At 68.2% G+C, this 13,523-nt stretch carries 11 protein-coding genes; 7 read left to right on the plus strand and 4 right to left on the minus strand.

Translation table 11 applies throughout. The annotated features are described in order from the left end of the window. The first annotated feature begins 37 nt into the window (after positions 1-37). The 4 genes from tssF (at position 38) to ACNQQL_RS13655 (ending at position 4,600) form a co-directional block, all read left to right on the plus strand. Complete coding sequence (gene tssF / locus ACNQQL_RS13640; protein ID WP_347064398.1) at positions 38-1,927, plus strand: type VI secretion system baseplate subunit TssF; 1,890 nt, start codon at positions 38-40, stop codon at positions 1,925-1,927. Continuing rightward, positions 1,927-3,000, plus strand: coding sequence for a type VI secretion system baseplate subunit TssG (gene tssG, locus ACNQQL_RS13645; protein WP_347064399.1), 1,074 nt, complete (start codon positions 1,927-1,929; stop codon positions 2,998-3,000). The genes tssF and tssG overlap by 1 nt, the downstream gene beginning before the upstream one ends. Further along, the gene (locus ACNQQL_RS13650) at positions 2,997-4,115 is read left to right on the plus strand and encodes an ImpA family type VI secretion system protein (protein ID WP_347064400.1); all 1,119 of its coding nucleotides are present in this window, start codon (positions 2,997-2,999) and stop codon (positions 4,113-4,115) included. The genes tssG and ACNQQL_RS13650 overlap by 4 nt, the downstream gene beginning before the upstream one ends. 131 nt (positions 4,116-4,246) lie before the next feature. After that, positions 4,247-4,600, plus strand: a complete 354-nt coding sequence (locus tag ACNQQL_RS13655) for a hypothetical protein (protein WP_347064401.1) — start codon at positions 4,247-4,249, stop codon at positions 4,598-4,600. Positions 4,601-4,778: 178 nt separating this feature from the next. Here ACNQQL_RS13655 and ACNQQL_RS13660 read toward each other — a convergent pair whose 3' ends face one another. From ACNQQL_RS13660 to ACNQQL_RS13675, 4 genes are all read right to left on the minus strand, one after another. Next, on the minus strand, positions 4,779-6,266 hold the full coding sequence (locus tag ACNQQL_RS13660; protein WP_347064402.1) for an MFS transporter: 1,488 nt from the start codon (positions 6,264-6,266) through the stop codon (positions 4,779-4,781). Positions 6,267-6,349: 83 nt separating this feature from the next. Continuing rightward, entirely contained in the window at positions 6,350-7,369 is a 1,020-nt protein-coding gene (locus ACNQQL_RS13665) for a cyclase family protein (protein ID WP_347064403.1), read from the minus strand. Between the two features lie 66 nt (positions 7,370-7,435). Further along, on the minus strand, positions 7,436-8,716 hold the full coding sequence (locus tag ACNQQL_RS13670; protein ID WP_347064404.1) for a CoA transferase: 1,281 nt from the start codon (positions 8,714-8,716) through the stop codon (positions 7,436-7,438). A 72-nt stretch (positions 8,717-8,788) separates the two neighbouring features. Next, entirely contained in the window at positions 8,789-9,553 is a 765-nt protein-coding gene (locus tag ACNQQL_RS13675) for an IclR family transcriptional regulator (RefSeq protein ID WP_072445220.1), read from the minus strand. A gap of 232 nt (positions 9,554-9,785) precedes the next feature. Between ACNQQL_RS13675 and ACNQQL_RS13680 the strand changes: the two genes are divergently transcribed. The 3 genes from ACNQQL_RS13680 (at position 9,786) to ACNQQL_RS13690 (ending at position 13,516) form a co-directional block, all read left to right on the plus strand. Then, the gene (locus ACNQQL_RS13680; protein ID WP_347064405.1) at positions 9,786-10,688 is read left to right on the plus strand and encodes a CoA ester lyase; all 903 of its coding nucleotides are present in this window, start codon (positions 9,786-9,788) and stop codon (positions 10,686-10,688) included. Between the two features lie 221 nt (positions 10,689-10,909). Beyond that, complete coding sequence (locus ACNQQL_RS13685) at positions 10,910-11,992, plus strand: porin (RefSeq protein WP_347064406.1); 1,083 nt, start codon at positions 10,910-10,912, stop codon at positions 11,990-11,992. A 45-nt stretch (positions 11,993-12,037) separates the two neighbouring features. Further along, entirely contained in the window at positions 12,038-13,516 is a 1,479-nt protein-coding gene (locus tag ACNQQL_RS13690) for an MmgE/PrpD family protein (protein ID WP_347064407.1), read from the plus strand. Positions 13,517-13,523: the final 7 nt, after the last annotated feature.

The following is a 13,523-nucleotide window of genomic DNA, read 5'->3' on the forward strand; positions in this document are numbered from 1 at the left end:
CGCGGCGCGGCACAACGACAACAACGAGAACACTCCGATGGACCCGCGACTGCTCGACTACTACAACCAGGAACTCATCTACATGCGCGAGCTCGCCGCTGAATTCGCGCATGCTCACCCGAAGATCGCGCGGCGCCTGGGCATGCAGGCCGGCGAAGTGGCCGATCCCTACGTCGAGCGCCTGATCGAGTCGTTCAGCTTCATGGCTGCACGCATGCAGATCAAGCTCGACGCGGAGTTTCCGCGCTTTACCGAGCGACTGCTCGAGGTGATCTACCCGAACTACGTTGCGCCCACACCGTCGATTGCCGTTGCGCGCCTGTATCCCGGCCGGACCGAAGGTAACCTCGCCAAAGGGTATCGCATTGCGCGCGGCACTTCGTTCACCGCACGCATTCCCGACGGAGAGAGAACGGCGTGCCAGTTCACGAGCGGACAGGACGTGACGCTGTGGCCGCTCACGATCACCGAAGCGCGTCTGACCGGTATCCCGCCGGACATTCCGGGGCTCGCGCGGTACGTCCCGCCCGATACGCAGGTGCGAGGCGCCTTGCGACTCCGGCTGGCGACGACGGGTGACGTCCGGATCGCTGATCTGCAGGGACTCGACCGGCTCCCGATCTATCTGGCCGGTGATGAGCAGGTCGCTTCCCACCTGTTCGAGCTGCTGCATGTCGGCGCAATCGCCTCCGTGATTGGCGCGCCCGGGGAGTTCGGCGCACCGGGCCGTCCGCCCGCGGCGGTCACCCAAAACGCGGTGGAGCACGAAGGCCTGCGCACCGATCAGAACCTCTTGCCGCTGACGTGGACGAAATTTCACGGGCACAACCTGCTGCACGAGTACTTCGCGTGCCCTGCACGGTTCTGGTTCTTCGCGTTGACCGGCCTGGCCGAGGGCTTTTCGAGGGTGGATGGTCGCGAGGTGGAGATCGTCGTGCTGCTCGACCGCGCACCGGCCGAACTCGCCAACCTCGTCGACGCGTCACGCTTCGCCCTGTTCTGCACGCCGGTCATCAACCTCTTCAGCAAGCATACCGACCGGATCGAGCTCTCGCCGCGCGAAACCGAGTTTCATCTGGTGCCGGCGCGGCTTGCGCCCCTCGACTACGAGGTGTTCTCGGTGGAGACCGTGTACGGCCGCGTGGCCGCGACGTCCGCCGAGCTCGAGTTCCGTCCGCTCTACCAGACGCTGAACAACGATGAAGGCAACCACGGGCGCTACTTTTCGACCCGTCGCGAACGAAGGCTCGTGTCCGATTCGGCGCGCCGCTACGGTACGCGCACGCCCTACGTCGGCACCGAGGTATTTCTCTCGCTTGTCGACCAGAACGAGGCGCCCTATAACGAGAACATCCGCTTTTTGTCGGTCGACGCGCTCCTGACTAACCGCGATCTCGCCACGCTCGTGCCGCGCGATGGTGTGCACGACCTGGAGACCGCCGAGTCCGCCCCGGTCGAGAGCATTGGCCTTATCCGAGCGCCGAGTCCGCCGCTGCCGCCGTATGCCGAGCGCGAGATGGCCTGGCGTCTGATCCGCCAGCTCAATTTCAACTACCTACCGCTTGACGATCTTGATCACCGTGAAGGCGGCCAGGGTCTGCGAGATCTGCTTCGCCTATACCTTGCGGACGGCGATTCCGGACAAGGCCGGCAAGTGGAAAGCCTCGTAGGCGTGAAGACGCGCCCGGTGACGCGCAAACTGCCGGGGGCCGGCCCAATGACGTTTGGGCGTGGCATCGAATGCGCGCTGACCGTCGATGAAACCGGCTTCTCCGGTGTGAGCCCCTATCTCTTTGGGGTCATTCTCGAGCACTGGCTCGCGCGGCATGTCTCGATCAACAGCTTTACGCAAACCGAATTGCATTCGATGCAGCGCGGCCGTATCGCGCGCTGGCCCGTGCGCACCGGTACGCGTGGAGTCCTGTGATGAAGCGCGCCACGCTACCCGCGCTGCTACGCGATAGCACGCTGTCGCCTGAGCTGCTCGAACGGCTGCAGGCCGAACCGTGGCGCTTCGGGTTCCTGTCTCTATTGCGACGTATCGGCGCGAACCCGGCGATCGATCCGATCGGCACCGCACGCCGGCCGCGCTCCGAGCCGTTCCGGCTCGGCCAGCAGCCGAGCCTTGCCTTTGCACCGCGTGAAGTCGCGAGTGCGCAAGAAGCCGACGGGCGACTGAAAGTGCGCCTGTTCGGTCTCGGCATGCTCGGCCCCAATGGTCCACTGCCGATCCACGTCACCGAGATCGCGAAGGATCGTGAAGACAGTCGGCGGGACATGACGACGGTCGATTTTTTCGACATCTTCCATCACCGCTTCTTCACGCTGTTCTATCGCGCATGGGCGTCGGCCCAGTCGGCCGCCGGACTTGACCGACCAGACGAAGAGCACTTTTCGTTTTACGTCGCAAGCCTCACCGGACAGGACGTTGGTGAGTGTCGCCGGCGCCCCCTTCCGTCACACGCGCGTCTGGCCGCGGCGCCGCACCTCGTGCGCGAGTCGCGCAATCCGGACGGTTTGCGCGCGACGCTCGAACGCTACTTTGGCGTGCCGGTCGCGATCGAGGAGCACGTGTTTCACTGGATCGAAATCGATGCAGCCGACCGTGGCCGCATGGGACGTCCTGGTGCGGCGGCGACGATGGGACAAGGCGCGATGCTCGGCCGCGTCGCCCCGGATCGTCAGCATCGGTTTCGGATCGTCATTGGGCCAGTCGATCTCGACGCCTATCTGCGCTTTACGCCCCAGGGCGAGGATCTGCCGCGGCTTGTCGAATGGGTCCGAGCATTCGTGGGATACGAGCTGGAATGGGAGCTCGAGCTGCGCATCAAGCCTGAGAGTGCGCCACCGGCAGTGATGGGTGGCCGGCAGCGCATGGGCTGGTCCGGATGGCTCGGACGTCCGGACCCGCATAAACCCATTACCGGCATGCGTTTCGAGCCCGAGCGTTACGTGCGCCATTTCGATCGCAGTGCCACTGACTCCAAAAATCGACCATGAGCAAGAAGCAATCCGCCACGCACGGCAAGCCAGGCCGCGCCCCCGTCACGGGCGCGTCGCACTTCGACTGGCTCACGCCCGTGAGCGACGGCGCGCCTTGTGGCCCGGATCTCGAATACGACCACGATTTCGTGGTCCTCTTCGCGGGCGCGGCACCCAGGCAGGACGTGCAATACGGCGCGTTCGTCGGTGGGCCCGATCCGCTCAACTGGAGCGAGATCGAACGCGACTGCCGGCGCCTGATGCTGCGCACGAAGGACATGCGTGTGGCAGCGCTCTACACGCGTTGCCGCACCCGCTTGGGCGGTGCGGTCGGACTCGCGGAAGGTACGGGACTGCTCGCGACATGGCTGCAGACGTTTCCGGACAACATCCATCCACAGGCAGGCGTTGACAATGATCGCGAGGCCGCGCTGGACATGCGGATGAATGCGTTGCAGGGGCTCGCGGACCCCGATGGGCTGCTAGCCGACGTGCGGGAAATCGTGCTAGTGAAGTCGACCGCCACGCGGCTGCAGGTGCGGGATGTCGAGCGCGCCTTCGCGCATCCACGCCCGGCCGACGCCATCGCACCCGACTCGGTCGAGCAGCAGCTGCAGGATCTACGTCTGCAGCAGCCGGCGACCATGGCCGCCTTTGACGAGACGATCTCGAACCTCGCTGCGATCAACACGTGGTGCGCCGCCCATCTGGAGTCGTTCCTGCCCGACTTCTCGCCCCTGATCCGCCTCCTCCAGTTGCTGCAGCACGGCGACCAACACATCGAATCCGCACCGGCTGACACATCTCACTTCGACGCCGCCGATCACGATGGCAGCATGACAGAAGGAACGCATGCGACCGAATCCCCGCCGGTGCGACACAGCGGCGAGCGGCTCGCCACTGCCGAGCCGCCATCCACCGCGGCGCGCACGGATGGCGCGCCCGCCGACCGACAAGCGGCGCTGGCATTGATCAGTGCGGCACGTCACTGGTTCGAGACACATGAGCCCAGCAGCCCGGTTCCGGTATTGCTCAAGCGCGCCGAGCAGTTTGTCGGTAAGCGCTACGCGGAAGCGGTCAAGGCAATCCCTGCCGACCTTCTAGCGCAATGGGACGAGGCCGAAGGTCCGTAATAGCGATAAACTCGAAAAGACAGGGCTGGCGCTGTATCGCTCCGAAAGCTATGACCATCCGTTTGTGCATGTTGAGCGGATCAATGCTAATGCGTGGAGTGATAGCGGACTGCGCGCAATGGCTTTACTGATTGGTCATCGGTCTGATGATTCAAGAATCGTCGGGCCAAAGCAGCCGGACGTTACGCGTTGCATTTGTGAATGTGCGGTTCAGTGGCGAAGACGATCACGCTATTGGAGCGACATGGTACGCCGCCGATACGGCGGATACAGAAAAATGGGTCAATCGCGAACTTAACAAGCTGTTGCGCAAGCATGCGCATAAAGGTGTAGTTAACGTCGAGGGCAATAGCGGGCGGATTTCCGCTAACTACTACTGGACGGATGCTGCGCTAGCGAGCGGCAAGAACTGGCACCGGTATCTTGGAACTGGTGTTCGCAAAGAGGCCAACAAAGACCCAGGTTATCGGCCGAAGCCGGATTGAAGCAGAGGCCGCGACAGCGGCCCTTGCTGTTTCTGGGAGGCGATGCACATCCGGCTGTCGGCAGCGAGAATCCGATTCCGTGCCGGGGCTCCGTCGGCACAAGCTCTCTGCAAGGCCGTGCAGCACAACCCGACAGGCCTTAGCGTGCAGTATTTTCCGTTTTCTGAAGTCACCCCCATTACACCGCCCCATCCCCGGCTCCTTTACGCCGCTCATCGACATGCCGGGTCGGCAATGCGGCGAGCCCGCGCACCGCCGCCGCGTTCTCGGCGCCGTCCTCGCTGCTGTCCGTGATCTCGTCCAGCGCCCGGTTGTTGGTGTACGGCCCGAACACGCCTATCGACACCATCACGATCAGCATGCTGCCGCCGATCAGCACGAACACCGCGGACACCCCGGCGCGTTCGAGCAGCAGCGCGACGATGAAACTGCTCGCGATTCCCGTCAGGCGGCCGATCGAATGCACGAAACCGAGCGCCCGCCCGCGGATCTCGGTCGGAAACACTTCCGACTGATACGCGGTGCCGTTGCTTGCGAGTACCGTGTTGGACAGCGTGACGAGCAGGCCGAACGCGATCACGAACGGCGCCTGCGCCGACATCGCAAACGCGGTGCCGAACAGCGCGACGCCGAACGCCGACGCGACGATCAGCCACTTGCGCTCGATCCGGTCGGCGAGCAGGCCGGCGACGAACGGCGACACCGGATACGCGAACGCGATCACGAACGCATACCAGAGGCTCTTCGTGACGGTCGCGCCCTGCGCGGCGAGCAGCGTCGGCAGCCACTGGCTGAAGCCGAAGAAGCCGATGCTCAGGAATGCGTTGAACACGATCAACATCGCCGTGCGGCCGCGATGCTGCGTATCCCACATCGACGGCGCGCGCCGCGCGGCCGGTGTTGCGACGGCTGGCATCCGGACCGCGGGCAGCGGCCGGCCGGATTCCCGCTCGACCGCCTGCTCGAGCCGCTGCAGCACGGCTTCGGCCTCGGCCTCGCGGCCGGTGCGGGCGAGCCAGCGCGGCGACTCCGGCAGCCGCGACTGCAGCCACCAGACGACGACCGCGCCGCCGCCGCCGAGCAGCACGACCCAGCGCCACCCGGACATGCCCAGCGGATCGTGCGGCACCCACAGCCACGACACCAGCGCGAGCACCGGCATCGCGAGATAGCCGACCGCGAAGCACAGCGCGAACGCACGGCCGCGCACGGCCTTCGGCACCAGCTCGGTCAGGAACGCGCCGATCGTGATCAGCTCCGCGCCGATGCCGCAGCCCGCGATGAAGCGGCACACGAGAATGCCGAGCGCGTGGGTCTGCACGCACATCGCAAGGCTCCCCGCCGTGTAGAGCAGCAACGCGCCGGTGAACAGCGCGCGCCGCCCGAAGCGGTCCGCGAGGCGCGACACGAACATCTCGCCGACGAACAGCCCGGCGAACGTCGCCGCGCCGAGCGCGCCCTGGTCCGACATGCCGAGCACGCCGTGCGAGCCCGCGTGAAAGATGCCGTCGCGGATCAGCCCCGGCGGCAGGTAGGTCATCTGGAACAGGTCGTAGACCTCGAAAAACCCGCCGACGCTCAGGAACAGCACGAGCATCCAGATGCTGGCCGTCGCGGGCAGGCGGTCGATGCGCGCGGCAATCGACGCCGCATGGGAATGGGACATGGCGACTCCTCGATGATCCGCCCGCGCGGCCTGCGCGAAGCGGCGGACCGAGCGCCGGCGCGGGGTGCGCGCGGCGCCGGCGTTCATACGGTGGCGACCGGATTGACCGGCGACCCGACAAGCCCGCGCAGGTGCAGCGGCGGCGCGGTCAGCAGGAAGCGGTTGCGCCGGTGCGCGCGCAACCAGTCGGCGAGCGGCGTCAGGTGCCACAGCTCGCCGAGATGAATGCCGAGCTTGAACAGGCACAGCTCGTGCAGCGGCATCAGCGCGCCGGGCCGCTCGCGCGCCGACGCATGGCGCGGGCGCTCCTCGACCGCGTGGTTGTCCGCTGCGAGCGCGGCGAGCCCCGATGCGTCGATCCATTCGAGCAGGCGCGGGTCGTTGCCGTCCAGCACGCAGCACACGTCCGGCGCGGCCTGCTCGCCGCGCGCGTCGGCGTCGAGCAGGCGATCGGCGAAGCCCGTATGCACGCACACGATGTCGCCGCGCTCGACGACCACGTCGTCCTCGCGCAGCACCGCCATCCATTCCGCGTAGCCGATCTTGCGCCGCTCGTCGCCGAAGTGGCGGCGCAGGTCGACCAGCACGCCGCGCCCCTGCACGCCGGTTTGCGCCATCACCTCGATGCCGAGCGCACGCGCGCCGCCGCGCGGCGCGCCCGCTTCGGGCACCTGGATGTGCTCGTCCATCCGGTAGCCGTTGTAGAACACGCGGACTCGCTCGCCGTCGCCCGCCGGATCGAACAGCGAGCCGACGTGCGACAGCGCATCCCATTGCGTCGAGAACTGCGAGTGCATGCAGAACGAATCGTCGCAGACCACGTCGGTTGCGTTCGCAACCTGCTCGTCCGCCCGATAGCCGAAGTACGGCTGGTCGCCGAGCAGCGCCGGCATGATCGCCGGCGGCCGGCGCCGCGCGTTCAGTCCGCCGCCGCGCGGCACGTCGAGCGGCAGGCTCAGCGAAAACACGCGGCCTTCGCGCACCTCCGCGACGCCGCGCAGCACCGCGTCGGCCGTCAGCCAGTTCAAGCGCCCTTTCTGATCGTCCGGGCCAAAATCCCCCCAGTTCGAGCCGGGCGGCCGATGGGTCCAGCGTGGCTTCATGGTGTCTCCTCCATGCAATGTCCAGGGTGCGGCGGCCGTGCTTCGCGGCCGCGTCGCACGTCGCGCCTAGCGCGTGCGGATCACGCCCAGCCCGGCGAGCCGCTCGTATTCGCGTTCGCCGAGCAGCGGCAGCAGAATCTCGCGATTGTTCTCGCCGAGCGCGGGCGCCGGCCGGCGGAACGTGCCGGGCGTGGCCGACAGGCGCGGCGTGATGTTGTGCATCGGCAGGCTGCCGACGTCGTCGTCCGGCAGCTCGACGAGCGCCTCGCGATCGATCACGTAGTGATCCTTAACGATCTGCGCGATGTCCTGGATCGGCCCGACCGTCACGCCGGCTTCCTCGAAGAACGCGAGATTGGCGTCGAGATCGCGCGCGACGATGAATTCGCCGACGATCGCATCGAGCGCCTCCGCGTGCTGCACGCGCTGCACGTTGGTCGCGTAGCGCGGATCGTCGATCAGGTCCGCGCGGCCGATCGCGCGGAACAGCCGCTCGGCCATCGCCTGCGTCGAGCTCGACAGGCACAGCCACTTGCCGTCGCCGGTGCGATACGCGTTGCGCGGCGCGGTGTTCGACGAGCGGCTGCCGGTGCGCGCCTTGATCTCGCCGGTCATCACGTAGTTCGCGGCGGCCGGACCGAGGATCGACAGCAGCGGTTCGAACAGCGACACGTCGATCACCTGCCCCGCCGCGCCGTGCGCGTCGCGCGCATGCAGCGCGACCAGCACGGCGATCGCGCCGGACAGCCCGGCCGTCATGTCGCCGAGGAACATCGGCGGCAGCACCGGCTCGCGATCGGCGAAGCCGTTGATCGCCGCGAACCCCGCATACCCTTCCGCGAGCGTGCCGAAGCCCGGCTTGTGGCGGTACGGCCCCGTCTGCCCCCAGCCGGAGATCCGCGCGATCACCAGCTCGGGACGGATCGCGAGCAGGTCGTCCGGGCCGAGCCCCATCTTCTCGGCGACACCGGGCTTGAAGCTCTCGACGAACACGTCCGCGTCGCGCACCAGCCGGCGGACGATGTCGATCCCCTCGGGCGCGCGCAGGTCGACGCATACGCTGCGCTTGTTGCGCCCGTACACCTTCCAGTTCGTGCTGATCCCGCCCGCGCCGACCGCGCGCAGCGTATCGCCGCGCTCGCTCTCGACCTTCACGACGTCCGCGCCGAAATCGGCGAGCTGCACGCTCAGCATGTTGCCTGCCATCAGGCGCGACAGGTCGACGACGCGCACGCCCGCGAGCGGCCCCTGCGCGCCGGCGTCGAACGGTTTCGGATGGATCGGGCCGGTGGACGCGCGACGGCGCGCGCCGGCCGCGTGAGCGGCCTGCGGGTCGGGAACGAACATGCTTGTCTCCTGGTTGGTGTGTGTGTCGTTCGATGCGGACTTCGAAGTGCGCGCGCTCGGTCGCGCACGACGCTACTCGAGCAGCACGCCGAGCTGGTCGGCCGCGCGGAACGCCGCGCTCGCGGCGGGCAGATCGCCGCCCAGCGCATGCGTCAGCTCGGCGGCGGCCGCCTGCACGCGCGGCAGGTAATCGGCCAGTACCTTCTTGTTGAAGCGATAGCGCGGCACGCCGAGCGAGATCGCGCCGCTCAGCACGCGGCCGACGCCGAACGCCGGGCACGCGATCGCCGCGCTTTCCGGGTCGCGCTCGGCGATCGACACCGCGTAGCCCTGCCCGGCCGTCTTCTCGTAGTCGCCGCCGCGCGTGCCGCTGAACGCGAGCAGTACGCGCCCGGCCGCGCCGACGTCGAGCGGGAAGCGGTCGCCCTCGCGCAGATGCGTGCGCACCGAGCGCTGCGCCTGGATGCGGAACAGGCACACGCGCTGGTCGCCTTCGCGCACGTAGAACGCGGCCGTCTCGCCGGTTTCCGCCGACAGCTTCGACAGGATCGGCATCACGTACTCGCGCAGCTGGAACGACTCGCGATACATCATCCCGAGCTGGAACACGGCGGGCCCCAGCACGTAGCGCCCGTCCGGCAGGCGCTTGATGAAGCGGAACTGCTCGAGCGACTCGAACATCCGCAACAGCGTGCTCATGTTGAGCCCCGTCTCTTCGCTGACCTGCGCGAGCATCAGCCCGCCGGGCGCGTTGCCGAACGCCAGCAGCGCGGTCAGCGCGCGGTTGACCGCGGCCACGCCGCCCTCTGCCTGATTGCTTGTCTCCACCTTGCTCATGTCCACCTCGTGCGATGCCGGCAGCGTCACGAGGCGACGCGGCGGCCGGCATCCGAAAAATGAAAGTCACTTTCATTATACGCAGATCATCGATGACATCAACATGAATCCGCGCGGCTTCGGTCGCTCATCTTCTTACAACCGCCTTTGAAACTAGGCGTTAACGATAATCTTGACGAATGCCCTCATCCATCACAAAAATGAAAGTGACTTTCATTTTTAGAGATCACCGATGAATTCGTCGCCTCAACCCGTCTGGCGTTCGCTGCTGTACGTCCCCGCCCACGTCCCCCGCTTCGTCACATCGGCCCCCGCGAGCGACGCCGATGCACTGATCCTCGATCTCGAGGACAGCGTCCCGCCCGCGTGCAAGGAGGCCGCCCGCGACGGGCTGGCCGACACCGTGCCGGCGCTGCGCGCGCCGGGCCGCGACGTGCTGGTGCGCGCCAACGGCCCGCTCGACCTGCTGGTGCCCGACCTGCGCGCGGCCGTCCGGGCCGGCGTGGACGGCGTCGTGCTGCCGAAGGTGCGCGGCGGCTCGCACGTCGAGGCGATCGACGAACTGCTGGCCACGCTCGAGGAGGAAACCGGCGTGCCGCCCGGCGGCACGCGGATCGTCGCGATCGTCGAAACGCCGCGCGCGTTCCAGTCGATGGACCGGATCGCGCGGGCATCGCCGCGCGTCGTCGCGATGATGCTGGGCGGCGGCGACTTCGCGCTGAACTGCGAAAGCGGCGCGGGCGCCGACGTGCTGCGCGTGCCGAAGCAACTGCTGATCATCGCCGCGCGCGCCGCCGGCATCCTGCCGCTCGGCCTCATCGGCGGCCTCGACGAACTGCGCGATCTCGACGCATTCGAGCGCCTCGCGCGCGCGTCCGCGGAGCTCGGCTATGCGGGCGCGACCTGCATCCATCCACGGCAGGTCGGCGCGCTCAACCGCGCGTTCCGGCCCGACGACGACGCGGTGCGCGACGCGAACGCCGTGCTGGCCGCCTACGACGACGCGCGCGCGAACGGGCGCGGCGCGCTGCGCGTCGACGGCAGGATGGTCGACGCGCCCGGCGTCGCCCGCGCGAAGCGCGTGCTCGCACGTCACGCGGCCGTGCAGGCGCGTGCCGACGGCGCGCCCCGGTGATGCGCGTGCCGACGGCGCGCCCCGGTGATGCGCGCGCCGCCCTTCATCGCCGTGCTTCATCCCTGCGCACGCGCGCGTCGCGCGGTGCACGCGTGCGTTCCACCGCGCCGCTGCCCGTTCGCCGCCCGGCCCGGATAGCGTCGCCCCGCAGCACCGCCGCACCGCTCGACCGGCGCGGCGCCGCATTCGAATAAATAACAAACCCTGGAAGGAGACAAGCCATGGGCAAGCGGATGTCCGCACTGTGCGGACTGGGCCTCGTATCGGCCGGCGCCTGCGCGCAGAGCACGATCACGCTGTATGGCGTGGCCGACATCTATACGGAATTCCTCACCCACCAGGCCACGCCCGGCGACAAGTCGTCGGCATCGCTCGTGCGGATGGCGTCGGGCGGCAAGAGCGGCTCGCGCTGGGGCCTGAAGGGCGTCGAGGAACTCGGCGGCGGCTGGCAGGCCGCGTTCCGGCTCGAAAGCGGCATCAACCTGAACAACGGTACCGGCACCGGCGCGGGCGGCTTCGACCGCTCCGCGTGGGTCGGGCTGCAGCACGAGCGCTGGGGAGCGCTGCGGCTCGGCCACCAGTACTCGACGCTGTTCGACGTCATGGAGCGCTATTCGCCGACGGGCGCGTACTCGACGCTGTACGAGCCGGCCGGCGCGATCGTCGGCGTCAACTTCCGCGAGAACAACGTCGCCAAGTACCTGGCGAAGATCGGCTCGCTGACGCTCGAAACGCACTATTCGTTCGGCGGCACGCCCGGCGCGTTCCAGTCGAACGCAGCCTACGGCGCCGGCTTCGACTATGCCGGCGGCGCCTTCTCGTTCGCCGCCGCGTTCGACGACGTCAACACGCCGCAGCCGGGCGGCTTCGCGCATTTCCGCCGCTACGCCGCCGCCGCGATCGTGTCCGTCGACCGCGCGCAGCTGCTGGCCGGCGTCACGCACGGCCAGAGCGGCGTCGCCACGCCGTCGGTCGTGACGAACTACACGTTCTGGTGGGCCGGCGTGCGCTACATGATCACGCCTTACCTGCAGGCGATCGGCGCGTTCTATTACGAGGACATCCGTGCGCAGAATCCGCCGAACGCGCAGACGCCCGCGCCGCACCCGGCCAACCCGCAGCAGGTCACGCTGCAGCTGAACTACTTCCTGTCGAAAGCCGTCACGCTGTACCTGGCGGGAGGCTACGCGCGCCGCGCCGCGCTCGATTTCGACAATTACAACTACAACTTCCTCCATTACTCGCTGGCCGCCGACCGCGCCGGCAGCGCGGGCGCCGCACTCGGCCTGCGCAAGCTGTTCTGAGCTCGCCTCTCCCCCAGTTTCAGGAACCTTCGGAGTCATCGCACCATGAACCGCCGCCACTTTCTTTCCACGCTGACCGGCGCGGCGCTCGCGCTGCCGCTCGCCCATGCCCGCGCCGGCGCGCTGCCGGCCGCCGGCGTCACCGCCGGCCGCCCGGATCTCGCGCAACAGCTCGCCGACTACGCGGCCGGGCTGCAGTATCGCGACCTCGACGCCGCGACCATCGAGACGATCAAGGCGCATTTGATCGATGCGCTCGGCTGCGCGATCGCCGCGCACGACGAACGCCCGGTGCGGATCGCGCGCGACGCGGCTCTCGCGTCGCCGGGCGGCGTGTCGACGATCGTCGGCACGAGCCGGCGCACGAGCCCCGATCTCGCCGCATTCGCGACCGGCACCGCGCTGCGCTACTACGATTTCAACGACGCGTACGCCGGCAAGGAGACCGGCCATCCGAGCGACAACATGTCCGCGTGCCTCGCAGTCGCCGAAGCGCAGCATGCGAACGGCCGCGACCTGATCCTGTCGATCGCGATCGCGTACGAGATCGCGTGCCGGCTGATGGACGCCGCCGCGATCAGCCCGCGCGGCTGGGATCACACGTGCTACAGCCTGCCCGCCGTCGCGCTCGCCGCCGGCAAGCTGATGCGCATGCCCGCGCCGCAACTGGTGCAGGCGGTGAACCTGTCGATCAACAGCCATCTCGCGCTGAACCAGACGCGCGTCCAGCAACTGTCGAACTGGAAGGCGCTCGCCGATGCGGACGCGGCGCGCAACGCGGTGTTCTCGACGCAGCTCGCGCGCGCCGGGTTGACCGGCCCGTCACCGATCTTCGAAGGCATGGCGGGGTTCTTTCCGCAGGTGTCCGGGCCGTTCGCCGTCGACACGCGCGAATTCGGCGGGCGCGGCGGCGCGTTCCGGATCGGCAAGTGCTTCGTGAAGTTCTATCCCGCGCAAGGCCTCACGCAAACCGCGATTCCGGCCGCGCTCGACGTCGCCGCGCAGGTCGGCGACCTGCGCCGCATCCGGCGCATCGAGATCCACACGACCGAAGTGGGCTACGTGACGGCCGGCCGCGACCGCGAAAAATGGGCGCCGTCGACCCACGAGACCGCCGATCACAGCCTGCCGTATATCGTCGCGCGTGCGATGCTCGACGGCGACATCACGACCGAGAGCTACCGGCACGACGCGCTGCGCGATCCGGCGCTGCGCGCGCTGATCGAGCGGATCACCGTGCACGAAGACCCGGCGCTGACCGCCCGCTATCCGGCGCAGGCGCCGAACCGGGTGACGGCCGTGTGCGAAGACGGCACGACCTGCACGAAGCAGGTGGACGACCTGCCCGGCTCGCCGACGCGGCCGATGCGGCGCGACGACTACGACGCGAAGTTCACGAAGAACTGCCGGCGGCACTGGAGCCCGACGCAGATCCGCGCGGCGCTCGATTACCTGTGGCGGCTCGACGAGCAGCCCGACGTCGCCGCGCTGCCGCCGCTGCTCGTCGTCGGCCGCCCCGTGTGAACGGCCC

This window comes from Burkholderia sp. LFS061 (genome assembly GCF_047978125.1).
Lineage (GTDB): Bacteria > Pseudomonadota > Gammaproteobacteria > Burkholderiales > Burkholderiaceae > Burkholderia > Burkholderia pyrrocinia_C.